Origin of the sequence: Salinispirillum sp. LH 10-3-1 (assembly GCF_030643825.1) — a bacterium.
Classification (GTDB): Bacteria; Pseudomonadota; Gammaproteobacteria; order Pseudomonadales; family Natronospirillaceae; genus Salinispirillum.
In genome coordinates, this window is record NZ_CP101717.1 from 538,336 (window position 1) to 563,795 (window position 25,460).

A 25,460-nucleotide genomic window follows, 5' to 3' on the forward strand; every position below is an offset into this window, starting at 1 on the left:
ATTTACCGCCAGTAAACTGCGCCTTCTCACCTAATTTTGCCTTGCCAGTCCGTCGCCAGTAACGTTTCTAGGTAATCTAGGGAGTCTCGTCCTGGCGGCGTTAAAAAACCAATCTAACCACCGTCTCGGCCACGCAAGCCGGGCGGCGGGTGTTTTCAATCTCTACAGTGATCTCTTCGGTCACTTCCAGACCGCGCCGCACCACTTCAACACCGACCACCTTCTTGCTAGCCCGCACACGGCTACCCACTTTTAATGGGTAGGGAAAGCGGACCTTGTTCAAGCCCAGATTCACCACCATGCGAGCGGCGGCATAGTGCGAGTCGGTGCCGTCGATGGAGCTGGTCAGGCGAGGTAACAGCGACAGCGTTAAAAAGCCATGCGCAATGGTCGCTTTGAACGGCGATTCTTGTTCCGCACGCACCGGGTCGGTATGAATCCACTGGCGGTCTTCGGTCACTTCTGCAAACGCATTGACACGGGCTTGCTCAACGGTCAACCAATCACCCACATACACCACTTCACCAAGCTGGCTCAGCAGCTGTTTTCGCAGTGCTTCCGCTTTCGGGTGCTCGCAATTCGTCAGTTCAACGAGTTCGCTGCCAACGACTTTGCGGTCTTGGTCCAGCACCCAGTTCACCCATTGGTGATTGCGTGCGCTTTGCCAAAGTTCGTTCCAATAATCGCGCCACTGAGGGGCGATCAGGTCACGAAATTCCGCCTGATTTTTAGTCAGACGTTCCTTCTTTTCTTTAATTAAATCTATGACGTTCATATCCGGGAATCCGTTTCGCAGAAAATTACAGTCGATGCGAGTTGTATTTATTGTACGACAGATGGTTAAAATTCGATCACTCTTGTTATGCACGATAGTCGTGAGTAATGGGAACAGACCATGACGATGAGGCAGGCTATTGTCTGACGGGCGGAGCATACCACGAGTTGGCTGCTAAAAAGGGGACGTAATGTCCCCTATCGTCTTATCAGCCTGAAATCGACATATCCGCAAAGCGCAAACTCGGCATGAGCATGCTGCGCTGCCAATTCCAGCGTGCAGTGTCGCCAATGGCATTGATGCGGTTCAGCATGTCGTAGAAATTGCCTGCCACCGTGATGCCACGCACCGGCTGTATCCGCTCGCCATTGCGACACAGGTAGCCACTGGCGCCGAAACTGAAATCGCCCGAAATAGCATTGGCGCCTGAGTGTGTACCTTGCAGGTCGGTGAGTTCAAGATACTCGCCGCCGGTCAGATCACTTTGGGTGCTTTGCCCCGGAGCTATGTGCAGTTGGTGAGCGCCAACACTCAAAGGCGATTTAGGCCCACGTTGAGCATGTCCGGTATTAGCAGCGTTAAGCTGCCGCGCGGTCACACTGTTGTGTAGCAGCGTTTGCAACACACCATCAACCACCAATGGGGTGGTGGCGCACGCAGTGCCTTCGGCGTCGAACAGCGCATAACCGAACCCGTCCGTCATGAGTGGCTGATCGCTGAGCTCAAAACCGGCCACCGCTACTTGCTTACCAAGGCGGTTGCGCCATGGGTTGATGCCGTCTTGGGCGGACTTGCCGGACAACATAATACTGAAAACATCAAACAGCTCAGCTTGTGATTCAGGGTCGAAGATCACGTCATAATGGCCGCTTGGCACGGACTTGCCCTGCAGCATGGCAGTTGCCTCGCTGTGCGCGTCGGCAATCACTTGGTCAGCGCTGAGCTGCTCACCCAAACGGGCGGCTTGGCCTTTGCCGGCCATGGCCGTCAGCTCGCCGTCTGCGGCTAACGCATAGGCGTACAGGTGATTGATGCGTTGCCGACTGGAGGCACTCAAACCCTGTGTCGAGAACACCTGATGCTGGCTGATGACTTCCATCACGCCGTTGTAGGGCACATTACGTATCTGTGGCTTGCTCGCTAAGGTACGCTCTAGGTATAGCGCCAACTCAATGCGTTGCTCCGGGCTGAAATTCGAGTCCGGGCACAGTTGCGCGTTGTCGGTCTGCAAGGTTTGACGGTTGGCGGGGATCAGCTCGTTCGGCTCAGGTTTGCTGAACCGGGCGTTTAATAACGCCTGATCAACCAGCTGGCCAAGTGCGTCGTCGTCGGTGGCTTCGCTGTAAGCGATCCCAACCTGTTGGTCCTTAATGACACGCAAGCCCAGAATGCGCGTGGCGCTGACGGCTTGTTCTTCCAGCGCTCCGTCACGGGCTTTCAGCGACAACGATTCTTTAGCGTCGACAATCAGGTCGGCTTCGGCACCGGCTGCTCGAGCGCGGTCCAATACTGTGCTGGCGAATGTTGGCATGGTCATTAGGCGTTCCCTCCCACCAGAATATTGTTCACTTTTAGGGCGGGCTGCCCCACGGTGGTGGGTACCGCACCACTGACCGAACCGCACATGCCGCACGCCAGAGCCAAGTCAGACCCCACCATGCTGATTTCTTTCAGCACCTTTGGCCCCGTGCTGATCAGCGTAGCGGATTTCACCGGGTATTGAATTTTGCCGTTCTCGACGTAATAGCCTTCGGTAACCGCGAAGTTAAACTCGCCCGTACCCGGCTGAACCGAGCCACCGCCCATGCGCGCGGCGTAAATGCCTTTGTCCATGCTGGCGATCATATCGTCAAAGTGGTCGTTGCCCGCTTCGATGAAGGTGTTGCGCATGCGTGAAGCAGGCGCGTAGCGATAGCTTTCCCGACGACCAGACCCAGTGCGTGCAAAACCGGTCTGCTGGCTACCGACGCGATCCACCAAAAAGCCGGTCAGACGGCCTTCTTTGATCAGCTGGGTGTGCTGGGTTTCCATGCCCTCGTCGTCGATATTGATCGAGCCCCAAGCGTTATCGATGGTGCCATCGTCGACTGCGCTCACCGCAGGGTGCGCGATCATTTCGCCCATTTGGTCGTGAAAGACGGAAGCTTTCTTCGCCACGGCGGTGGTTTCCAACAAATGCCCACAGGCTTCGTGGAAGATGACACCGCCAAAGCCGTTGCCAATAACAACCGGCATGTGACCGGACGGACAAGGCTTCGCACCCAGATTCACCAAGGCCTGACGACGCGCTTCGTCGCCCAGTCGGGCAGGGTCGTCTTGTTGATGCAGTTCCCAACCGACCAAACCACCGATATTTTCACTGCCGGTGGCCTGAAGATCACCGTCCATAGCCACGGCAGTAATGCCAACGCGGCAGTAATTGCGAGTGTCGGCGGTGTGCAGGCCTTCGCTGTTAAAAATTTCGATCTGCTGTTCGCGCTGCAGTAAGAAGCCCATGGTGCGGCTGATCTGGTCGCCGCCTTGGCGCGCCGCTAGATCTGCTTGGCGCAAAAAATCGATCTTTGCTTGCAGTGCGGCATCGGCACTTAAAGGCGCGCGTGCCGGATGGTGATTGGTCGGCACGCGGTAGTCGAATGCAATCGCCGTATTTACCGGGTCGCGGCGGTCTTTCGCCGCCAGCTTGCTGACGACGTCGCGCAGCACATCAGCGGAGGCTTGGTTGGTGTAGCCGTACAGCACCTTATTGCCAAAGACGAGGCGCACACCGATGCCAAACTCTAGGCCGGACTGCACATTTTCGACTTTATCCAGCAGTGTGCTGAGGTTCTGGCGTTGTTGCCGCTCGACAAATAGATCGGCGAAATCGGCACCCAAAGACAGTGCGTGATCAAGCACAGTGCGGGCGATGGTGGTATCCAGCATGATGGAAACTCCTTTTGATCGAAGATCACAAGGATACGCGTGATCGGACGCGTCAGTCCATTCTTGACGCTTTTTTGGCTAATGCCGTAATGCCTGCCCAGTCGCGTTTTTCCAGGAGTTCTGGGGGTACGATCCAGCTACCGCCAACACACAGCACATTAGGCAACGCTAGGTACTCAGCCATGTTATGAGGGCCAATCCCGCCGGTGGGGCAGAAGGTAATGTCAGGAAAAGGGCCACTGAGGCTTTTCAACATGGCGGTGCCGCCCGCCACCTCGGCAGGAAAGAATTTACAGCAGCGATGGCCCATATCAATGGCTTGCATCAATTCAGATGCGGTGGCCACGCCCGGCAGAAACGGCAGGCTAAACTCCCGTGCCGCGAGCAGGAGGCTGTCGCTGATGCCGGGGCTCACCACAAAATCTGCACCATGCTCGGCGACGGGCAGCAATTGCCGTGGTTTGGTGACCGTTCCGGCGCCCACTAAAATACCGGGCACACTTTTCATGGCTTTGATGATGTCCAGTGCAGCCGGAGTGCGCAGCGTCACTTCCAATACGGTCAGGCCGCCATCGCGCAGCGCTTCAGCTAGGGGAATGGCATCGTCCAGATGCTGCACGGCAAGTACCGGAATAACCGGGCGTGCTTGAGCCAGAATGTCGTGAGTCGTTAAGCGTTTGGTCATAATAAGGTTTGTCCTTAGGATGAGCTGACAACCAAGGCTGCTTGGTCGGCTGCGCGAGCCACAAATCTACCGATAATCTGGGCCGACGGCAATTGCTGCACCAACTGTTGTGTGGCCTCAGAAGGTAAAGCCACTAACAAGCCACCAGAGGTTTGCGGGTCGAGCAGCAAGCCAATGCGCGGATCATTGGCGGGCAGATCGAGCGAGCATCGATTGAGCAACGGCATAAGCTGCGGCACCAGAGACGACGCATGGCCAGCCTGCAATAGTTCCAATGCACCGGGTAACGCCGGAATGGCATGGCCGTCCAGTTGCAACGCCAAAGTATCGTCACTCAACATTTCAAGGGCATGACCAAGCAAACCAAAGCCCGTGACATCGGTAACGGCGTGCGGATGGATCGACTGTAAACGCGTCATGGCAATGCGGTTGGACTGTAACATGCTGCACCACGCTGCTTGCATTGCAGACCACGGTGCTTGTCCGCTCATGTCGGCGGCTAAAATAACGCCCGTACCGAGCGGCTTGGTCAGCACCAGTACATCGCCCGGTTGCGCCCCTTGCTTGCGCCACAGCGCGGCCGCATCTGCTTCGCCCGTAACGCTGAGGCTGAGGTGGGTTTCGGCACCTTCGGTGCTGTGTCCGCCGGCGAGCACCGTGGCTTCTTCCACCAATTGTTCGGCAATGCCCTGCATCAATACCGCGAAGTCGCGCTCCTGCAAGCGAGGGTGGGCAAACGCCATATTCGCCCACACCTGTGCCAGCACTGGTTTGGCACCCATGGCGTACAGGTCGCTGAGTGCGTGCAGTACACTCACCTTACCAAAGCGATACAGGTCGGTCGAAAAGGCCCGAAAGCCGTCCATGCTTTGTAGGCTGATGGCGCCGGGTGTGGGTTGCCAGTTCGCGGCGTCTTCCGCCTGCGACAACGCAGGGCTGACGTGGACGGATTTGTGCACCGGCAAACGATGCAGGGTGTCGGCCAGTAATTCTGGGCCTAACTTGCTGCCGCAGCCCGCGCAGTGCGGGGCACTCATGTCGGGCGCGGTCATAGCCATGGCCTTCATGCGGTGCGTGAACAGCGCCATAAAGTCACGGTCGATGCGATCCTTCCAGCGCCACACCCAATCACCATGCAGTGTTATCGGGCCGCGTCGCCCCACGGCGGTTTTGCCACCCAGCGCCAACAACGAGAGAAACTGCCGTTGTAAGCGGATGGGCTGCAAGGGTTCACCGGCGAACGCCCGGCGCAGGTTCTCGTGCAGAAAGCGCGCTTGGCGCACGGCGTACACCCCGGCTTTGGGGCGCGGGTCATTGACCATTTCCGCGACGTCACCGGCCGCAAACACTTCAGGGTGCGAGGTGCTTTGCAGATACTCGTTCACCGCAATAAAGCCGCCCCTGGCGGTGTCTAATCCGGCGTCTGCCGGCCACTGTGGTGCACCCGCTGGCGTACACAGCAAGGTTTGTTGCAGGCGCAAATAACGGCCGTCTTCGGCCTGAATCCCTTCTGCATCAATCTGTTGCACACGAAACTGCGCGTGACAGGTGATTTGTGCGTTATCAAGCGCCCGTTGGGCAATGCGTTGCAGGCGCTTGGGATAGCCGGGAAGGATGCTGTCGCCACTGAACACCAGATGCCAATCCGCCGAGGGCTTGCTTGCAGTGCTTTTTGCTGTGGTGCCGGTATCGCCTGTAGCAAAGCGATGCGCCATGGCTAACACCAATTCAACACCGCCTGCGCCTGCACCGACTACTGCCCAGTGTTGGGGTTCCGAAGAGGTAGGGGCGTGCGTCATCAGGTTTTGCCAGCGTTCGTACAAACCACTCACCGGCTTAACGCCCACCGCGTGTTCGGTGGAGCCGGGAATTGCTGTGCTCGGGGTTGCGCCGGTATCGATGGACAAGCGGTCGAAGCGGATGTCCGGCCAGCCATCCACCTGTACGTGCTTTTCAGACAGATTCAATCCGACCACTCGGCCCGGTATGAACCGCACGTTGGCCTTGCGGCACAGTTGGTTAAGATCAATCAGGATGTCGTCGAGGTCATAATGCCCGGCGATCAGGCCCGGCAGCATGCCCGAATACGGCGTGGTGCCGCCGTCGGAAATCAACGTCACCCGTACATTGGGAATAGGCTGCATGGCGAGCTTGCGGATCAGCAAGGCGTGGGTGTGGCCACCGCCTAATAAGACCAAATCGCGTTCGATCATTGGTCGGCCTGCTGTAACCAGTGTAACAAGTCTTCATGGCCACCACGGGCAACCACCGGGCGCTGGGCTTTTTGCATCAAATACTCATAGGTTGGGTCGTAGTATTCCGTTAGAAGAATACGAATCAGGGTGTCGAAACCGCCCCAGTCTTGATGATCACGTAAGGCGGCGACGGCTTCGGGAAGCAACAACATTAAGCGGTCGAGGCGTTCGCCACCCAGGCGTTTACGAATGCGCTGCAGATGACCACCGATGTAGTCTTCCAGCGCTGTCCAGCACCGTTCAGCGTCTTGCTGTTGCAGGTGAGTCAGTGCTTCTTGTACGTAATCGTGCCGTAACCGTTGAATGCGTGCCGACAAGGGTACCTCCAAGCGCAATGCCGGTGCCTGTTGCAGTAAGGCTTGCAACTCGGGCGGCACAAACACCCGTCCAATTAGGCGTGACTCATCTTCCAACAGAACCGGTGTCGAATGCTGGTGCGCGTGTTGCAACCACTGAACGGCCAAAGCGTTCTCCCAGTCTATTTGTGCGGGCTGTGTGACAAAGGTGCCACCGAAAGCGCTGCCTCGATGACGCGCCAGACCTTCAAGATCCAAGCTGTGTGGCCAGGCATGAATCAACTCGGTTTTGCCACTGCCAGTCGGCCCCGTTATTACGCGCGCCTGCCCTACAGCGATGTGTTGGCGTAACGACTCCAAGAGAAAGCGTCGCATGGCTTTATAGCCACCGACCACCAACGGGTAATCAATACCGTTTTCGTGCAACCAACGTTGCGTGGTGCGTGAGCGCAAGCCACCACGAAAGCAGTACAAATAGCCTTCCGGGTGCTTCGTTATAAAGTCTTTCCATGCGGTGAGGCGCTGCGTACGGATGGTCTCGGTCGCCAGTTCGTTACCGAGCGCTATGGCGGCTTGTTCGCCCTGTTCTTTATAACGCAGACCGATGTCGTGCCGCTGTTGGTCGTCAAGCAATGGCAGGTTAATGGCGTTCGGGAACGCGCCTTGCGCGAACTCGACAGGGGCGCGCACATCCATGAGTGGCACGTTCTTAAGGAACAGCGACCGGTAATCCTCTGTGTTGGCGCGCAAGCGGCAGTTCTCCTAGGCAGGGCGGTAAGGTAGTGTAGCTTAAAAGGGCAATGGACCATGAAGTGAATCGCCACTAATTTGCTAGACACGGTATCCCTACATTTATAAGCCGGGCCAGGATGCCGTCCTTACTGGTGAGGTCTTTGCCGTCACGCAGAGCTTGCATGGCGGCTTCCATATAGAAGATGGGTTTTGTTATAGGTCATATCTCTTTCGCATAGGATAAAGAAATGACACAGAATTCTGAACACTACCTCCAAGCCGGTAGCCTGATTGTTTCTCAATGCCACCTTGCAAGTGTACTGGTCAAGAATCACTGGTGCCGCACGACGGCATGGGCGGCTAAAAGAAAGAGGTTACTCGTAGATGTCTTTACGGTGGCCAATTCGCAGGACCAATACGACCAGCTTGTCATCTTCTATGTTGCAGATCATGCGGTAGGTGCGAACGCGGTAACGCCACAATCCCGCTAGATCACGGGACAATGGCTTACCAAAGCGGCGGGGATCTTCATCAGTGGCAATGCGCTCACGGAAGTAGCGAAGAATCTCCTGTTGGGCCTGGCGGTCGAGCTTGCGCAGCTCCCTGGCAGCCGCGTCATCAAACTCAACGGTCCTCGTCAAGAGTCTGCTCCATCTCGTCTAATGTCCAGCGCTTGCCGGGGTTCTCTAGGCGGTTGATGGCCAAGTATTTGTCTTCCAAATCGTCCAAGTGCTCAAGGATGGCTTCCTTGGCGTAAAAGGTCTTGGTGCGCCCGGTCTTAGCAGCGAGGGCGGCTAGGCGGGCTTCAACGTCATCAGGGAGTCTGATAGCAAGCATGATAACCTCCATTGCTATACATGTATAACGTAGCATGGTCTTGGTCACGACGCCAGCGATTATAGGTATAGCAAAAACAGTCCAAAAGCGCTTGGGTGATGGTTTCTATGAACAACAGATGGTTCGCGAGCAGATTATTACCCAAACCGGTCAGCGGTTCTTGGGCAATAACAACAATGACGAAGAACAATACAGAAACCTGATGAATGCAGGTGTCACATTTGCTCAAGCGCACCAACTCCGCCCCGGCATTGCCCTTACCGCCTCTCAGGTCGCCGCACTCACCACCGACATCGTTTGGTTAGTAGAGCAACAAGTGGCCTTGCCAGATGGCCGGATTGAAACGGTGTTGGTACCACGCGTATACACAGTAGTGCGAGACGGTGACTTAGACATAGGTGGCACATTGCTGGCTGGCCGTAATGTCGAGATTGATCTCGAAGGAGATCTCACCAACAGCGGTACCATTCTGGCGAAAGAAACACTGCAAATAGACGCAGACAACCTGCACAACAACGGTGGTGATATCGGCGGTAGCCGTGTCTTTATCACCACAGAGGAAGACCTCAACGTCACTGGTGGTCGTGTAGTGGCCGAGAACGTTATGGTGTTGGATGTTGGTAATGACCTAAACGTTATCACAACGGTAGCCCATGGTAGCGGCGGCAGTACCGAGCAAAATAGCTCTGGGACTTTTGCGGGATTCACAGCCACACGAACAACCACAGCAACATACACCAGCACAGAAATAGGTCAACAAGCAGGTTTGTACGTCACCTCAGAACAAGGCCAAATGGTGGCTCGGGCAGAAGCCAGCGATGAAATTGGCACACAAATCAGCAGCGGCGGGAATGCTGCCTTCGTAGCGGGCAATGACTTTCATGCCCGTGCGGCCGAAGTACAAGCGGATGGTACTTTGTATGTGCAGGCTGAAGGTGATGTGCTCGTGGGTGGTCAGCAAGCGACCTTCGTAAATGAAACCGAAACGGAAACAGAAGTTACCTCTTTAACAGTGGGCGTGCGTAATGCCTATGTTGACGCCTACAATGCAGCCGCCAACGTCAATAGCGCGTACAAAGCCGTCGAACGTGCCAATAGCGCCCTGAAAGAGGCTGAAAGACGTTTTGAGCGTGGCGAAATCACTGAAAGCGCCTTGCGCGACTATAAAATCAATCATGCCACTGCCGTGGCAGGCTTAGCGCAGGCACAAATTGCTGCGGGTACTACCATTGCTAGCGCAGCGACGTCAGCTGCGACTGGCGGCACAGGATTTTATGCGAGCGTCAACGCTGAAGTATCGCACAGCAGCAGCTACAGCCAAAGCACGCAAGGGGTGTGGCAGGGCTCTAGCATCCAAGCCGGTAGCCTGACCGTGTCTGGCGAGAACGCCACCTTCCAGGGCAGTGACATCGCTGCCGGGCTGGCCAGCTTGAACAGCACCAACACCAGCTTCACCGCAGGGGTAAATACCAGCAGCACTCAAACTGAATCCAGTAGCGTGAACGCTAGCATGAGTTACAGCACACGTAGCAACGTAGGGTTGAGTGGTAGCGCTGGTGCAAACGCTGCGACCAGCAGCAGTGACAGTACACAATATGTCAACAGTCGCTTAAATGTTGGCCATCTCGAAAGCAACAGCGACACCTTCTCGCTGATCGGTGCCGAACTGCAAGCGCAAACCGCCAATATGGATGTTGGCAACTTGCACATTGAAAGCCTGCAAGACACCCACCGCAGTGCTAACGGCAGTATTGGTGGCAATGTCGGTGTAGGCTCCAGCGGCGTTAACAGCATCGGTGTGAATGCGGGGATGGGTTCTAGCAACGGTAATCAAGTGGGTAATCAGACCCAACTGTTGATCGCCGACGGGGCCAACAGCCAGATCACCGCAGACCACACCAACCTCGTTGGCGGCTTAGTCGCCAACGCTACTCGCAACGAAAACGGCGAACTGGTCGATCATGGTCAACTTAACCTGACCACTAACACCTTGTCCGTCTCTGACTTAGACAACCGCAGCAGTAATCAGCAAGTTGGCACCAATATGAACTTTGGGCAGTCCAGCACGACTGTCGGCGCACAAAATGCCGGACACATCACCGAAGGCCAAACACAAGCTACCTTGGGCCTAGGTAATGTTCAAGTGGGTGGGGAAACACTGGACGACAGTAACGCCCCCGCCAACCTGAACCGGGATATAGCAGATGCGCATATCACCACCCGTGATCAACAGACCGGTGGGTTGGATGCCAGTGCCACTCTGGAATACAGCCAATTAACTGTCGAGGGCTGGAGCACGATTATTGATGATCAACTCAGTCTAGCCTCCAACACCCTGACTGCAGCTAATGGAGCCGGCCGAGATGTTCAATTGGTCGGTAATGCGGTAGGAGAAGGAGTGCATATAATCAGCGGGGGCAATGAGAATGTTGAAAATATCATTGGTTTTGGGGGCTTAATCCCAACGACATTGAACAACGGAGGCTTGATGAACCAAGCACCCATTCTATTGGGGGCTGATGATATCAACCAGCGTAATATGGTTGTTGTGTCATCTGACAGTGACTATGTGAAAGCAAATCCTGAGCTCGGTTGGGTCAGTATCGAAGAGATGCCCGGATACAGCTTCTTGTCACCCGCCAAGCAAGCAGAGCTTGCAGGTATTATGGTAAGCACGTCCACGCTCGACATCACGCCAGAAACATCAACATTTCAAAATGCGACCAATGGCATACGTAATACGGAATCGGCTGCTATCTTCAACGGCATGACGCAGACACATGATTTGTTGAACGGGGATCCGGATCAGGAGATATTGTTCACACAGAATTACAATCCGACTCGTGGTATGGTTGCCGACCTTGCTGAAAGTGGCGTTGACGCCTTAGTAAATCTAACTGGTTGGAGTTTCCTGTCCACTTCCGTTGCGCGCCAAACTGGACAATTTATGTCGGACGTGGCGGAAGCACAGGGAGAAAATGGAGCCAACTTTGCCCACCATTCTCAGGCGAATTTACTGGCCTACAGTGGTCTGTTGGCGAACGTTGGAAACAATAATACTGCAAACGTCGATTTCGACATACAAAACACAAACATTACCTATGCCTCTTATGGTTCGCCAGTCAACAGTCTAGATCTTAATCGTATTCTAAGTCCTGCGGGAATTCAGCTAAACGTATCGTCAACCAACCCAGGGGATTTTGTGGGTGAGGTGCTGGGTGGTAACTATGGCGTCTACATCAAAGATCTGGTGGGTGGGCAGGTAAATATAGTGACGCATGAGGATGGCGGAATGAATCAATTTGTATACAGCCAAGCACCTGTTGTTGACTTACCCACTATTTCTACCCCAGCGCCGGGTAACAATGGCTCAAACATCGATAAACTGTTCAACCTGTTTAGTTCTGGTTCACCTCACTCCAATTACAATTGTTTGGGGGCTCAGTGTGGTGCTCAACCGCAGGAGACTCAATGATGCGTAAACAGTGGATTTTCGCTTGTATTATCCCTTTGTTGTTAGCGGGTTGTGCGGGTACTCGATATATAGCTGCTGACACCGGAGAGCGTCTAGTGGTCACGGCTGGTTATGACCCAGATATCACTTATCCGAGGCCAAGAGGAGGGGAGTTTGTATTTTCATTTGTTCCCCCAGTCGACGTGGACTGGAACTACACTGAGAGTCGCTGAGTTCTGTTTGGTAAGTATGAGCCAGATAAAAATAGAGGTTATATCACTGCTTATGGTGTCAGTGATTTCCATAATTCAATTACTTTAGATTGGACATGGCTAAATGCGGTAGGTGTTCGTAGCGCGTTAGAGGGGCGCCCTGCTGCATGGGCGGGAGTGCCGTGGTATAAGGATATTGTTCCCGAGATCGGCTTACGTTTGCCTTACGTCCCCAAGGAGCATGAAATTCAAGGAAAGGATTGGTATCGGCTGGGCTACCCTCAAGGACTGTTTACAGACTACATGACGAAGGGCGCTGAAGGTTTTTATTGCCGACGCTCGGTTTATACACGCAGTGGCACGGCTGACTGGAATGAAGACGAACAGGTGGTCACTGTAAGGGCAGAAAATACCGGTTTTAACGTTGTTTATGGGTGCCCCTTTCGGCTTGTTGATGGCCGCAATGTTGTTTTTTTTATTAGGACCCGCTTCGGAATATCCGGTCAGGAATTGGCCTCCAATCCCAATGCCATAGATGAACAATTGGATCGCCTAGATCGCTGGTTGGAGCCCACGTGGCAGTCACTGATCATTATGCCTGGTGCTTATCAGTTCGACCCTCCAGAGGGAGCACAACAGAGCATGTTCTGTGAAATACATGGGTACTGTTGGTAGCCAAAAGGTTGGTCACATTGGCATCTTGAGACGGTGTTTGAAAAGTGCTTTTTTACTTCTAAGGAAGTCATGACAACAAGTAGGAGAAAGTGATGATAAAGAACGAGATTTCTTTTGATTTTAGTATGGTGCTGGCGCTCGGATGGGCGTTGTTTTGGCGCTGGTTAATTATTGGGGCGATCCCGGGTGTCATCCTAGGGCAGTTGATGATAACTAATCCTTGGCTGGCTCTGTTTATTCAGTTGTCGCTGTCCTTCATAGGCTTGGCTTTGGCTGTCAATTGGGTGCTTGGTTCGGGCAGCTTTTCCAGTCTGAAAATTATCATTATGGAACAAGCTCATTATCAAGAGTTAGCAACCAACAGTGACGTGGCGGTGTCAGCAGACTCAGCGTCTGAATCTGGCTAAATACGTTAGGGGGAGCTTTCCCCAGTGCTGCCCTAGAAGCTCACCTACTCAGCAGCGGTGTCTGTCGAAAGATGCTCAACGAGAAACGAGAGATCGTTTCCAATGCAGGCACCGCTGCTGTTGTAACCCTTACAACAGCTCCAAAACTCCACAAAAAATTTACAAATTTCATCCCTTGAAGAAGCATTGATCGCTCATACATATACCTTGTAGGCGCTGTGTCACAGAGTTGAGCAGCTTACCTACAGACTATGAACTTTATTGCTTCTTTTGGAGGATAACACCATGGCAACGATTGATCTCACTCCCCTGTATCGCAGCAGTGTGGGCTTTGACCGTTTGGCAAACATGATCGACAGCGCAATGCGCGCCGACCAGTCCGCAGGCTACCCGCCTTACAACATCGAGGTAACCGGTGACGACGAATACGGCGTTACCTTGGCGGTAGCGGGTTTTGCAGAAGACGAGCTGGACATCCAGGTCGAAGGCGGTGTGCTGACCGTGCGCGGCAAAAAAGGCGGCGACGCTGAAGCACGCAAGTTCCTGCACCAAGGCATCGCGTTTCGTTCGTTCGAGCGGCGTTTCAATTTGGCCGACCACATCAAGGTCGCGGGAGCCAGTTTGAACAATGGCTTGCTGACGGTGGCACTGTACAAAGAAGTGCCGGAAGAAATGAAACCCCGGAGCATCGCTATCAATTCCGGTAGTACAGAGCGTGCGAAGGTGCTAGAGCACAAGAATGACAAGGAAAAAGCTGCCTAAACAAAGGTTGGCTCGGTAGAAGAAAAGGCAGCGTTGAGCTGCCTTTTTTGTGTTTGCCCGAGAATCCGCTCGAAAAAACACTGCCACTGACACGCTTGCGCTGCTCATTAGTAACCGCACGCGACGGGATGATCGTCTATAGTGGAACTAAGTGTTGTAGGCGAGAGAGATATGCGTTCGATACGACGTTTTATGATCCATTATCTGATGCTATACGCCGTGGCCATTTCATTGGTGTTCGTGGCCTATCGCCTATGGGTGGAGTATCCGCGTGAGCTTGAGACGGTAGTCGCACATCAAGCGCGGGAACTGGATAGCTTGCTGGAGGGTTTGTATCAACATCAGCGTAATCTAGAAGTTCTGGTTCGAGATTGGGCACACTGGGACGACAGCGTGGCCTTTGTGAGTAACCCTGCGGACAATGCCAATTACTATTCCACAAATGTGTTGTCTAACACGGCGCAATTGTACGACCTGGTTGCCATGGTCTATCTCGACAGAGATTTCAACCTGGTCGCGGGACAAGGATTTGATTTAGTCGACGATACCCTGCAGGACTTATCAGAGGTGTTACCCAGTGCGCTAACGCTGCTGATGTCCGCTCCTGCGGAGGCCGGTGCCCGGTTGCAATACGGTGGTTGGGTGAGTACATCGCAGGGCTTGGGCCGGTTCGCCCTCGACTACATTACCGACTCTCAAGACATCAGTGATCCCGCTGGCTACTTATTTTTTGTGCGCTTGCTGACCGAAGCTCACATTAGAGACTTTGAACGCATCACACGGCTAGGGCTGAATGTGACGCCGGTGTCTGCGTTTTCATCAGGTATCGCCAACGACCATGGCCTGATCATTGATGCTGAATTGCGAGAAGGTTTTATGTCGACTCGCAATAGGTTGGTGCTCGATTTCTGGGGAGAACCCCTAGCGGTGGTGACCATTACTCACGACCCCATTGCAACCCCAATGCTGTTTGGGCGGGGCGAGCTGTTAATGCTCCTCGGGCTGATTTCCATCCCAATTTTGATCAGTGTGATCACGGACCGAACCATCACCAGAGCTGTTGTTCGCAACGCTGCGTTAATGGAGGAGATGGTCGACAGCGGGCATTTGCATGAGTTGCCGGATCGCTTTCCAGTGCGTGAACTTGAGCAGATACGCGGTACCTTTAATCGCGCGGTTAAGCTGGTTAATCAGCAGCAGCAGCACCTAACCGAACTGTCGCGCACCGACTCTTTAACCGGCATCGCCAATCGTCGTGCGTTCGATGAGTATGCAGACAATGTGTGGCGGCAAGCACAACGTCTGAATGAGCCCTTGTTATTGGCGGTGCTCGATATTGATTACTTCAAAAACTTTAACGACCGGCTGGGGCACCAAGCCGGTGATGACGCCTTGCAACAGCTCGGCCATACGCTACGTACCTTCTGCCGTCGAGCGAACGAATACTCTGCGCGTTTAGGCGGCGAGGAGTTTGCCTTTGTATGTTTTGGTGCAACAGAATTAGAAGCCACTGAGCGTTTGGAAATGCTGCGCCAAGCGGTGGAGGCGCTGGCAATCGTGCACCCTGAATCGAAATGCGCGGCAGTGATGACCATCAGTGTCGGAGCAGTTTACGTGGGTGCGCCTGTCAGTGTTCAGCCCGAAGTTACCGTCAAGCATCTCATGCAGCAGGCCGACGTCGCACTGTACCGTGCGAAAGAGCAAGGAAGAAACCGAGTCATCATGGACGCTTGTTAATGATACTTCAGCGACTTTTGGCGTGTTAGATTGCATGGCACACAACGAATTTATTGGTGCTGCTTGGTTTTTCCACATTTACCCATCCTGCTACAAATAATTACAATAAGTGCAGTGGTGGCTCTGTATAGGCTGACAAGTTGTCTACACTGAAAGGACATGTCGGTATAGAACGGAGCGGGTTATGAAACGGTTGGGACTGTGGCTGGGAGCGGTCAGCATTCGCTGGCAACTGGCGGGTGGTTTCGGCGTCATTTTGTTGTTGATGGTGATTAATGCATTCATTTCTGTAACCACCGTCAACTTTCTCATGGATGAAAATGAAGAAGTGAACGCGGTGAACGACATGGGTGAGCTGATGGCCGACGCCACCATAGCTGACCTAAACTACTTATTAACCTCTGACACACGTTATTTGACGTCTGCTCAGCAAAGCGCTGAACGCATTCTGAGTGTGGCACATCAAGTTATGCTGTTGGCGGACAACGACACCGAACGCGAGTTGGTGCAACAAGTAGTCAGTGCGGTAAACGCCTATCAAACGACGCTTGGCGCCTTTGCCAATGCGGATATGAACAATGGCGCAACAGTCGCCGCTCTGCGTTTAGAAGCGCAAGGCCATTCGGAAGCCGTGCGCGACTTCGTGGATCAGTACTACCAGGCCAGCTTAGCCAGTATGCAGGCTGCGGAAGCCCAAGCAGATGTTATCCTCATCGGCTCCACCTTGGTATCGCTCGTCATCGGGCTGTCGCTCGCGACCCTGATTACCCAGAGCATCGTCGGCCCCACCCAACAGTTAGCCACCTTGCTGAACGAGGTCGCGGACGGTGATCTCAGTCAAAGCATTACCTCTGAGCGACGCGATGAACTGGGTCAACTGATGCGGGCCACAGAAACAACCATCGATAACCTGCGTGGGTTGGTGCGTGGGCTGTCTGACGGGATCGACCAATTGGCCTCGGCAACGGAAGAGATGGCGGTGGTGTCGCAGCAAAATTCCAAGGTAATTGTTGAACAGAACACGGAAACCGAACAGGTGGCGACCGCGATGAATCAGATGGCTTCCACCATTCAGGATGTTGCCAAGAACGCAGAAGAAGCGTCGGAAGCGGCACAAGCCTGCGAAGCCACTACGCGACAGGGCGGTGAGCGATTGCGCCACAGCATTGAACTGACCCGTCAGCTGGCCGACGAGGTTGAGGTGTCGACACGGGCAATTCAAGAGCTGAAAGAGGCCGGTGACCGCATTGGTAAAGTCATGGATGTGATCAATGGCATTGCTGAACAAACCAATCTGTTGGCGCTGAACGCAGCTATTGAAGCGGCACGGGCAGGCGATGCAGGGCGAGGCTTTTCTGTAGTCGCGGATGAAGTGCGGACACTATCCGCGCGCACTCAAGAGTCCACCAGTGAGATTGAGACCGTGGTGTCGGAGCTGCAAAAATACGCCGAGCGCGGTATGCAGGCTATGGAGAAGAGCTCGTCGTTGGCCGATTCCACACGAGAGCCTTCAGAGCAGACGAAAGCAGCCTTCAATGAAATCATTGAAGCGGTATCGCACATTCAGGGCATGAACACGCAAATTGCTGCAGCGGTGACGCAACAGGGCGCTGTCGCGGAAGAAGTTAACCGCAGCGTGGCTAATATCAACAGCGCGGCCGAGCAAGCGGCGACCGCAAGTGAGGAAACCTTGCAGGCCAATAATGAGTTGGCACGTCTGGGCCAAGACTTGCAAAACATGGCTGCGGCTTTCCGCCTGAACAACGAGCCCGTCAAAGCCTAATTGACGATTTGTTTCCACTCGCTCATTGACCCTTATCAAGTGATGAGGGCATGGGCGTGCTATGGTAAAAGAGTTGATTAAGGGTAAGGAATAACATCATGGAGCGCGTTCCGCCGTCGCAATTGTGGCACCATTTGGCCGAAGAAGACGTTTTTAACGCCTTGCAAAGCAACCATCATGAAGGGTTAAGCACTAATGAAGTGGCCGAGCGGTTGCGCTTGTTTGGGCCAAACAGCATCAGTACGCAAAAGCCCATGTCACCGTTGAAGCGGTTCTTGCTGCAGTTTCATAATCCGCTGATCTACATCCTATTGGTTGCCACGGCGGTGACTTTCTTTTTGCAAGAATACATCGACTCGGCAGTGATCTTCGCCGTGGTCTTTATCAACGCCATCATCGGCTATTTGCAGGAATCCAAGGCCGAAGAAGCCATTAACTCGCTGCGCAAAATGCTGTCGGCTAAGGCTCGGGTACTGCGTGATGGTCGACGGCAATATGTGCCAACCACAGACTTGGTGCCCGGCGATATCGTGGTGCTGACCTCCGGCGACAAAGTTCCCGCGGACTTGCGATTGTTCGACAACCGCGATTTACAAATAGATGAATCGGCGCTGACGGGTGAGTCGGTAGCGGTGCAAAAAGAGCGTGCCAAGTTGGACAAAGACGTCGTCTTGGCGGATCGTGTGAACATGGCGTTCGCCGGTACTCTGGTCACTTACGGGCAAGCTGAGGGCGTGGTTATCGCCACCGGTGACGACACTGAAACCGGTAAAATCGCCGACATGATCACTCAAGCCGTCAGTCTGGAAACGCCGCTGACGCAGAAAATTCAAGCCTTCAGTAAGGTACTGCTGTGGGTGATTCTGGGCTTGGCGGCACTGACCTTTGTGGTGGGCTTGCTGCGCGGTCAAGACTGGATAGACACCTTTATGGCGGCCGTCGCCTTGTCGGTTGCGGCAATACCAGAAGGGCTGCCTGCGGTGGTGACCATCACCCTTGCGATTGGCGTGCGTCGCATGGCGATTCGCAATGCCATTGTGCGCAAACTACCCGCCGTGGAAACACTGGGTTCGACCACCATCATCTGCTCCGACAAAACCGGCACCCTAACGGAAAACCAAATGACTGTGCAGCGTGTGTTTGCCGGGGGAGAAGCCTTTCATATAACTGGCAGCGGATACCAGCCCGAAGGCGGGCTATTGAACGCGAATGAAGCAGCGCTGTCGCCTCTGCCAGAAGCGCTGCGCCAGTGCCTGCGTAACGGCATGCTCTGCAACGACTCTGAGCTGATCCAGAAAGAAGGCTTGTGGCAGGTGCAGGGTGACCCTACAGAGGGTGCCCTGTTAGCCGCGGCCAGCAAGGCCGGATTCAGTACCACCGATTTACAGCGTGAGTATGCCCGGCTTGATGTCATTCCTTTTGAATCAGATCGCCAGTACATGGCTACGCTGCACCAATCGGAGGGGCACAACCTAATTGTAGTCAAGGGCTCTATGGAGCGTGTGGTGGCGCGTTGTCATGACATGCTGGCACCGGACGGCTCTAGCATGGCATTGGATGAACATCGAATTATTGAGCAAGCTGAGCAGTTTGCCTCCCTTGGGCTGCGCGTGCTCGCCATTGCACAGCAAACGGTGCCCATAGCAGAAACCGATCTGACCCGTTTCAACAAAGAAGAAAGTACTCGCCAACTGACGCTGGTGGGCTTGCAAGCCATGATCGACCCACCACGAGCCGAGGCAATTCAGGCCGTGGCAACCTGTCAGAAAGCCGGTATCGCGGTGAAAATGATCACGGGTGACCACGCACTGACGGCGCGGGCGATCGCGGAACAAATCGGTATCGCTCGGGCTAATCAAGACGGTACAGCCCATACCGTACTCACCGGTAGTGAACTGGCCACCATGAGTGACCATGAGTTGTTGCGCGAAGTTGAACGCGTTGCTGTGTTCGCCCGTGTTGCACCTGAGCAGAAATTGAAACTGGTGACGGCTCTACAGGCTAAAGGCCATGTGGTCGCCATGACGGGTGACGGCGTCAACGATGCTCCTGCGTTGAAGAAAGCCAACATTGGTATCGCCATGGGTATTGCGGGTACAGAGGTCGCTAAGGAAGCGGCTGATATGGTGCTGACAGACGACAACTTCGCCACCATCGAAGGGGCCGTCGAAGAAGGGCGTAATGTGTTCGACAATCTGGTCAAGTTCATCACCTGGATTCTGCCAACCAATCTGGGCCAGGGCTTGGTCATCATGGTGGCCATTTTACTGGGCGCGACACTGCCCGTGTTGCCCGTGCAGGCCTTATGGCTGAACATGACCACGGCGGTTTTTCTCGGCCTGATGCTGGCGTTTGAGCCAAAAGAACAGGGCTTGATGGCGCGTGCCCCGCGCGACCCCGACACCCCGATTCTGACCCGTGAAATGCTCGGCCGTATTCTGTCGGTCAGTACACTGCTCCTTGTAGGCGCGTTCAGTTTGTTTCAATGGGCCCTAGCACAAGGCGAGTCTGAACCCGTGGCGCGGACTCTGGCGGTCACCTTGTTCGTCGTGGTGCAAAGTGTCTTCTTGCTGAACTGCCGCTCTTTGCGCAGCAGCCTGTTTCACATGCCCATGTTCTCAAATCGTTGGATTTGGGTCGGTATGGCGGCCATGCTGTTGGCCCAACTGGCGTATATTTATACGCCAACCATGAACCTGCTGTTTCAAAGCGCGCCGTTGGCGCTCGCACATTGGGGTGTTATGTTGGCGTATGGCCTCGTTGTGCTGTTGCTGGTGGAAGGAGAAAAGTGGCTCTGGCGGCGTTTTGCGCAGGCTGCCTAGCCTGCGCTGGCTAGCGCTGGGCGCGTATGCTGCTCGCCCCTGAGATGTTCTGTTGAACACGGGGGTTGCCTGCGTACTCCACTTGCGACGCCGCACTGGCAGTGACGTTCAATTGGTCTTGTACCCGCACGTAGGCGCGTGAAGCTGCGCTGACATCGACGTTAGCTTCGCCCGTAGTCACCGCCATGGTATCGATATGGCTGGCACCGCTGGCGCGGGCTATCAATACCGCCATGGGCTCACCACTGCTCACTTCCAGTCGTGACGCGCCTGATACGTCGGCATCGAGCGTCCGACTGTCCAGCCGATCAATCGCCACCCGACTGGTGCCTGACAATTCGATTCGGGTTGCTTCAGCGCTTAAGAAATCGATAGTCACCTTGCTGGCCCCGCTGACCTCTAAGTGAAATGAAGCGGCATCGAGTTCACTGATCGTGGCTTCAACCGCACCAGACACCACCAGTCGTTCCAAATCGCGTACTTCCAGAATGAAGTGTATCGGGTCGCGCTCACGACCTCGGTCAAGCCAGAATAGAAATCTGGGCGTACCCAAGTCAGCACCCAGTTCAAGGTGATGGCCTCGTTGGCGCACTTGAACGCGGTTCATGTCGGTTTGAGCGGCCTCAATGAACAGGCTTTCCGTCGCACCTTGGCGCACTGTCAGATGCACCGCACTGCTGACCGATACTTTGCGCACATCCGCTATGGGGTGTTCCTGCCGCAACAGCTCTGCCGCTACCGTCGTGTGAGTTACGGCTAACAGAAAGATCGCAAGGGTGAGCGGCGCGCGCCAGAGGTTAAACATGGAGGTTTCCTGCTGCTAAAGAGCTGTCCACATTACGATGCACCGGGTAGATTAGTCCAGATGCTGCGCCCAGAATCCTTAGAAATTGTTGTAAAACATTCGTTCGCTTTTAAGTGCCTGTAGCGAACGGTATGCTGCGGCATGAAAAGAGCTTAGGGTTGTGTCATGAAAATCTGGGTAGACGCCGATGCGTGTCCAATAGTGATTAAAGAGATACTATTCCGTGCCGCCGAACGCGTGGGTGTACCCATGACCTTGGTGGCGAATCAAGCGATGAAGACGCCGCCATCACGCTGGATCGACAGTATTCAAGTTGGGCAGGGTTTCGACGTGGCGGACAATGAGATCGTGCGGCGATTGAATCCCGGCGACCTGGTTGTTACCGCCGACATACCGTTGGCGGCCGAGGTGATTGAGAAGGGCGGTCATGCCTTGAATCCGCGTGGTGAGTTGTACACCACGCAGAACATCAAGGCGCGTCTTACCATGCGCGATTTCATGGAAAACCTACGTTCGAGCGGCGTGCAAACCGGTGGCCCGGCGGCCTTAAACCATAACGATCGCAAAGCGTTCGCAGACAGTTTAGACCGCTTTTTGGCGAAGCACGCTTCAACAAAATAGAGCAGTCGTTACAGGCAGCGAGCAGCTATGCCTCGCCCAGAAAACCGCCAGTCTGATGCGCCCACAATTGCGCGTAGATACCACCCTGTGCCACCAGCTCAGCGTGCGTGCCTTGCTCCACAATTTTGCCTTTGTCCATCACCAGCAGTCGATCCATGGCCATGATGGTGGACAGCCGGTGCGCAATGGCAATCACTGTTTTACCTTCCATCAGCTTGTACAGGCTCTTTTGAATGGCGGCTTCGACTTCTGAGTCCAGTGCCGACGTGGCCTCATCCAATACCAAGATCGGTGCGTCTTTGAGCAGTACGCGAGATATGGCGATCCGTTGGCGCTGTCCGCCAGACAGCTTCACGCCGCGCTCGCCTACTTGGGCGTCATAGCCGGTACGGCCCTGTGGGTCGCTGAGCCCTAGAATGAACTCATGTGCTTCCGCCTGCTGCGTTGCGGCGAGTAAATCAGCCTCGGTGGCATCGGGGCGGCCATAAAGAATGTTCTCGCGCACGGAACGGTGCAGCAACGACGTGTCCTGCGTCACCATGCCAATGCGTGCGCGTAGGCTTTCTTGTTGCACTTGACGGATGTCCTGACCGTCGATCAGGATGCGCCCGCCTTCCAAATCGTGAAAACGCAGAAGCAGGTTGACCAAGGTCGACTTGCCCGCCCCGGAGCGCCCAACCAAGCCCACTTTTTCGCCGGGTTTGATGTCGATGGACAGGTTATCGATCACACCGCTGTCTTTGCCGTAGTGAAAGGTAATGTTGTCGAATTGCACACGCCCGGCAGGCACCTGCAATACTTTGGCGTCGGGTTCATCCATCACCTCACGCGGACGTGACAAGGTGGTGATGCCGTCGGCCACGGCCCCGATGTTTTCAAATAACCCACTGATTTCCCACATGATCCACTGCGCCATGCCGTTCAAGCGCAGCGCTAGACTGATGGCGATAGCAATGGCACCGATGCTGATGGCACTGAGCGACCATAGCCACAACGACAACGCGGAAATCACAAACGCCAGTGTGTAGTTGATGGTTTGCACCGTCACATTCAATTGTGTGACCAAGCGCATCTGCCGATACACGGTATCGAGAAAGCCATCCATGCTCTGCTGTGCGTAGTCGGCTTCACTCTGCGTGTGCGCGAACAGTTTGACCGTTTGAATGTTGGTGTAGCTGTCGACAATGCGGCCGGTCATCATAGAACGTGCGTCGGCCTGCTCGGTGGAAATACGCTTTAAGCGCGGCACAAAGTACAGCTGCGCGGCGACGTAGGCCGCCAGCCAACCGAGCATCGGCAGCGTTAAACGCCAGTCTGCTTGGCCGACCAGAATGATCATGGTGGCGAAATAAATAACCACATACACCATGACATCAAGCAGCTTCATAACCGTTTCGCGCACTGACAGTGCCGTTTGCATGACCTTGGTGGCAATACGCCCGGCAAAGTCATTCTGGTAAAACGAGACGCTTTGTTTTAGCAAATAGCGGTGCGCCAACCAACGGATCACCATGGGGTAGTTACCCAGCAGGGTTTGATGTACCACTGCGGCGTGCAAAAAAATGACGGTAGGTAAAACAATCAATACCGTCAGGCCCATCCAGAACAGCCGTGCGCCTTCTTCCTGAAAGAAAGTATCGGGATTCTTGTCCACGAGCCAATCAACCAGCTGCCCTAAAAAGCCAAATAACGATACCTCGATGACGGCCACCGTGGCGGTCAGCAGGGACATCAGTATCAACGGAATGCCCATGCCCTTGGTGTAGTGCCGACAAAAGGCGACCAGATTCGTTGGCGGTTGCTTGGGTTCTTCGGCCGGAAAGGGATCAATAATACGCTCGAAGGCTTTCAGCATGGGTCAAATCCTGGGCAAAGTCGGGGGCGGAGTATAACGGATTTTTGCTATATCTCATTAGGTTGGACTATTCTATTACTGGCAAGCACTCGTTACGGCAGTGCAAGACCGGTGCAATATGGAGCGCATACCTTTATGCACAGCCTAAGGCTTTGCCTAGCCCTTTGGGGACTCTTTCTGGTAACCGGACTGTCCGCTGAACACGTTGTTTTTGTGGTGCCGGAATCTGCGGATGCCATGCCCATGGCACGCATTGGAAACAGTGAAATTAAAGCAGGTATTCATCTTGATCTTGCGCGGGCTATCAGTGCCGAACTGGAGAAGAATTACGATATCGTGGTGACCGCACGCGCGCGAATCGACCTGCACTTTGAGAAACGCTTGGCCGACGTCTGGTGTTATGCGCGACCGGAATGGACGACGCTTGAGTTACACTTCTCGCAGCCAATTTTGCGCAACAGTGAAGCCGTTGTGTGGCACCGGGATGCCAAGCCTCTGTGGTCATTAACGGACTTGGCCGGTGAGCCAATAGGTACCATCAATGGCTTTTTTTACCCGGTTTTGAACCAATTGGGTGAAGATCTGGTGCGCGATGATTCACCGGGCTTTGAAGCGAACCTTCAGAAGCTGGCTAACCAGCGCGTACAGTATTTGTACGCCGACGAGCTCTTGTTCAATTACTTTCAGCGGTTCTATCCAACGTTTCTACCGGTCAGCGAGCAGCGATTGCGCGTCAATGAATTTGACGTGCACTGCGCTTTGCATCCTGAGGGCCGCGTGTCTCTTGCTGACTTTAATCGAGCCTTGAACAACCTATGGCGAAGCGGCAAATGGCGGGCCATATTAGATAACTATGGGGTAGCAGAGCACTTGCCGCCTTTCTACACCGACTGATTCACCCAGCGTTGAAGCCAAGGCAACAAGTCCGTTGCTAAGATGCCACGTTCCCCAGCGTTGACGGCTGTTTGGTCTCCCGCCCAGCCATGGCCGTACACCCCACAACGAGCTGCATCTAAGGGGGCTAAACCCTGTGCCCATAGCCCAATAACGACCCCCGCTAATACATCACCCATGCCCGCACTAGCCATGCCGGGGTTGCCTGAATCATTGAGGTAAGCGTGCTCACCGTCACCGATCAGCGAGCCCGCGCCTTTCAATACCCAAATCCCACCGTAGCGTTGGTGCAATGCCAGTAACGCAGCAAGGCGGTCTGCCTCAATGTCGCGCACGCTGCAATCCAACAGCCGTGCCGCTTCGCCGGGGTGTGGAGTACCAATGAATGCGGTAGGCAAACGTTGTTTTGTATGCCGAGCCAGCCAGTTCAGACCGTCAGCGTCTAACAAGAGCGGCTTGTCAGTGCTTAGCGCTTCGTGCCACATGTACTCAGACCAGTCATCCTGCCCCAGTCCCGGACCGACCAGTAAATGGCTCATGCTGTCAAGTGCAGAACCCAACACTTCAGGGTGCGCAATGCCATGCACCATGAGTTCGGGGCGCCCGGCGCCGGCCAATAAACGTGAGTCTGGATGCACCGCTACCGTGACCCGCCCGGCACCTACTCTTAGGCAGGCTTCACCAGCCATGCGCGCCGCGCCGGCCATACCCGAATGCCCGCCCACCACCATAATGTGCCCAAAGTTACCCTTGTGAGCCGCGCGCGGGCGCGGAGATGAAAAGGGTATAGGCTGTCCATTGGGCTCTGTTGTGGGGCCTTGGTGAATGTCGCGCTGCGGGTCTTGGTTAAGAGGCATCGTTGGCTTCAATTGGCTATGGTTTCATTGGTGAGTATAGCATTTGACGACCTCTGCTATACTGGTCTTAACCC

General features: G+C 54.6%; 20 protein-coding genes. 9 read left to right on the plus strand and 11 right to left on the minus strand.

Annotated elements, in window-relative coordinates; genetic code table 11:
* Positions 1-100: 100 nt before the first annotated feature.
* From NFC81_RS02395 to NFC81_RS02430, 8 genes are all read right to left on the minus strand, one after another.
* Positions 101-775: a MaoC family dehydratase gene (locus tag NFC81_RS02395; RefSeq protein WP_304995941.1), complete on the minus strand. Its 675-nt coding sequence runs from the start codon at positions 773-775 to the stop codon at positions 101-103.
* A 208-nt stretch (positions 776-983) separates the two neighbouring features.
* The gene (locus NFC81_RS02400; RefSeq protein WP_304995942.1) at positions 984-2,312 is read right to left on the minus strand and encodes a metallopeptidase TldD-related protein; all 1,329 of its coding nucleotides are present in this window, start codon (positions 2,310-2,312) and stop codon (positions 984-986) included.
* On the minus strand, positions 2,312-3,697 hold the full coding sequence (locus NFC81_RS02405; RefSeq protein ID WP_304995943.1) for a TldD/PmbA family protein: 1,386 nt from the start codon (positions 3,695-3,697) through the stop codon (positions 2,312-2,314). Before NFC81_RS02405 ends, NFC81_RS02400 begins: the two co-directional genes overlap by 1 nt.
* Before the next feature lie 52 nt (positions 3,698-3,749).
* A complete protein-coding gene (locus NFC81_RS02410; RefSeq protein WP_304995944.1) occupies positions 3,750-4,382 on the minus strand; it encodes a bifunctional 4-hydroxy-2-oxoglutarate aldolase/2-dehydro-3-deoxy-phosphogluconate aldolase in 633 nt (210 codons plus the stop codon).
* A gap of 14 nt (positions 4,383-4,396) precedes the next feature.
* Positions 4,397-6,595 (minus strand): selenide, water dikinase SelD, encoded by a 2,199-nt coding sequence (gene selD / locus NFC81_RS02415; protein ID WP_304995945.1) that lies wholly within the window; start codon positions 6,593-6,595, stop codon positions 4,397-4,399.
* Positions 6,592-7,683: a tRNA 2-selenouridine(34) synthase MnmH gene (gene mnmH / locus NFC81_RS02420; protein ID WP_304995946.1), complete on the minus strand. Its 1,092-nt coding sequence runs from the start codon at positions 7,681-7,683 to the stop codon at positions 6,592-6,594. Before mnmH ends, selD begins: the two co-directional genes overlap by 4 nt.
* A gap of 356 nt (positions 7,684-8,039) precedes the next feature.
* Complete coding sequence (locus tag NFC81_RS02425; protein ID WP_304995947.1) at positions 8,040-8,306, minus strand: type II toxin-antitoxin system RelE/ParE family toxin; 267 nt, start codon at positions 8,304-8,306, stop codon at positions 8,040-8,042.
* On the minus strand, positions 8,290-8,502 hold the full coding sequence (locus NFC81_RS02430) for a TraY domain-containing protein (RefSeq protein WP_304995948.1): 213 nt from the start codon (positions 8,500-8,502) through the stop codon (positions 8,290-8,292). The genes NFC81_RS02425 and NFC81_RS02430 overlap by 17 nt, the downstream gene beginning before the upstream one ends.
* Positions 8,503-8,536: 34 nt before the next feature.
* On the opposite strand from NFC81_RS02430, the gene NFC81_RS02435 reads away from it, so the two are divergent.
* The 7 genes from NFC81_RS02435 (at position 8,537) to NFC81_RS02465 (ending at position 20,354) form a co-directional block, all read left to right on the plus strand.
* Positions 8,537-11,977 (plus strand): hemagglutinin repeat-containing protein, encoded by a 3,441-nt coding sequence (locus NFC81_RS02435; protein WP_304995949.1) that lies wholly within the window; start codon positions 8,537-8,539, stop codon positions 11,975-11,977.
* 368 nt (positions 11,978-12,345) lie between these two features.
* Positions 12,346-12,843: a hypothetical protein gene (locus tag NFC81_RS02440; protein ID WP_304995950.1), complete on the plus strand. Its 498-nt coding sequence runs from the start codon at positions 12,346-12,348 to the stop codon at positions 12,841-12,843.
* Between the two features lie 92 nt (positions 12,844-12,935).
* Positions 12,936-13,250 carry a hypothetical protein gene (locus tag NFC81_RS02445; protein ID WP_304995951.1) on the plus strand — a complete coding sequence of 105 codons (315 nt, stop codon included), beginning with the start codon at positions 12,936-12,938 and terminating at the stop codon, positions 13,248-13,250.
* Positions 13,251-13,535: 285 nt separating this feature from the next.
* A complete protein-coding gene (locus NFC81_RS02450; RefSeq protein WP_304995952.1) occupies positions 13,536-14,012 on the plus strand; it encodes an Hsp20 family protein in 477 nt (158 codons plus the stop codon).
* A gap of 171 nt (positions 14,013-14,183) precedes the next feature.
* Positions 14,184-15,749 carry a diguanylate cyclase domain-containing protein gene (locus tag NFC81_RS02455; protein ID WP_304995953.1) on the plus strand — a complete coding sequence of 522 codons (1,566 nt, stop codon included), beginning with the start codon at positions 14,184-14,186 and terminating at the stop codon, positions 15,747-15,749.
* Between the two features lie 184 nt (positions 15,750-15,933).
* Complete coding sequence (locus NFC81_RS02460) at positions 15,934-17,532, plus strand: methyl-accepting chemotaxis protein (RefSeq protein WP_304995954.1); 1,599 nt, start codon at positions 15,934-15,936, stop codon at positions 17,530-17,532.
* Between the two features lie 98 nt (positions 17,533-17,630).
* The gene (locus tag NFC81_RS02465; protein ID WP_304995955.1) at positions 17,631-20,354 is read left to right on the plus strand and encodes a cation-transporting P-type ATPase; all 2,724 of its coding nucleotides are present in this window, start codon (positions 17,631-17,633) and stop codon (positions 20,352-20,354) included.
* 10 nt (positions 20,355-20,364) lie between these two features.
* Here the strand turns inward: NFC81_RS02465 and NFC81_RS02470 are convergent, their stop codons facing one another.
* Positions 20,365-21,159 (minus strand): GIN domain-containing protein, encoded by a 795-nt coding sequence (locus NFC81_RS02470; RefSeq protein ID WP_304995956.1) that lies wholly within the window; start codon positions 21,157-21,159, stop codon positions 20,365-20,367.
* A gap of 165 nt (positions 21,160-21,324) precedes the next feature.
* Here NFC81_RS02470 and NFC81_RS02475 point away from each other — a divergent pair, with 165 nt between their 5' ends.
* Entirely contained in the window at positions 21,325-21,780 is a 456-nt protein-coding gene (locus NFC81_RS02475; RefSeq protein ID WP_304995957.1) for a YaiI/YqxD family protein, read from the plus strand.
* Between the two features lie 25 nt (positions 21,781-21,805).
* On the opposite strand, the gene NFC81_RS02480 is transcribed toward NFC81_RS02475, so the two are convergent.
* Positions 21,806-23,635 (minus strand): ABC transporter ATP-binding protein, encoded by a 1,830-nt coding sequence (locus NFC81_RS02480; RefSeq protein WP_304995958.1) that lies wholly within the window; start codon positions 23,633-23,635, stop codon positions 21,806-21,808.
* 135 nt (positions 23,636-23,770) lie between these two features.
* Here NFC81_RS02480 and NFC81_RS02485 point away from each other — a divergent pair, with 135 nt between their 5' ends.
* Entirely contained in the window at positions 23,771-24,529 is a 759-nt protein-coding gene (locus NFC81_RS02485; RefSeq protein WP_304995959.1) for an ABC transporter substrate-binding protein, read from the plus strand.
* On the opposite strand, the gene NFC81_RS02490 is transcribed toward NFC81_RS02485, so the two are convergent.
* Positions 24,517-25,386: an NAD(P)H-hydrate dehydratase gene (locus NFC81_RS02490; RefSeq protein ID WP_304995960.1), complete on the minus strand. Its 870-nt coding sequence runs from the start codon at positions 25,384-25,386 to the stop codon at positions 24,517-24,519. The two genes, NFC81_RS02485 and NFC81_RS02490, sit on opposite strands and share 13 nt — an antisense overlap.
* Positions 25,387-25,460: the final 74 nt, after the last annotated feature.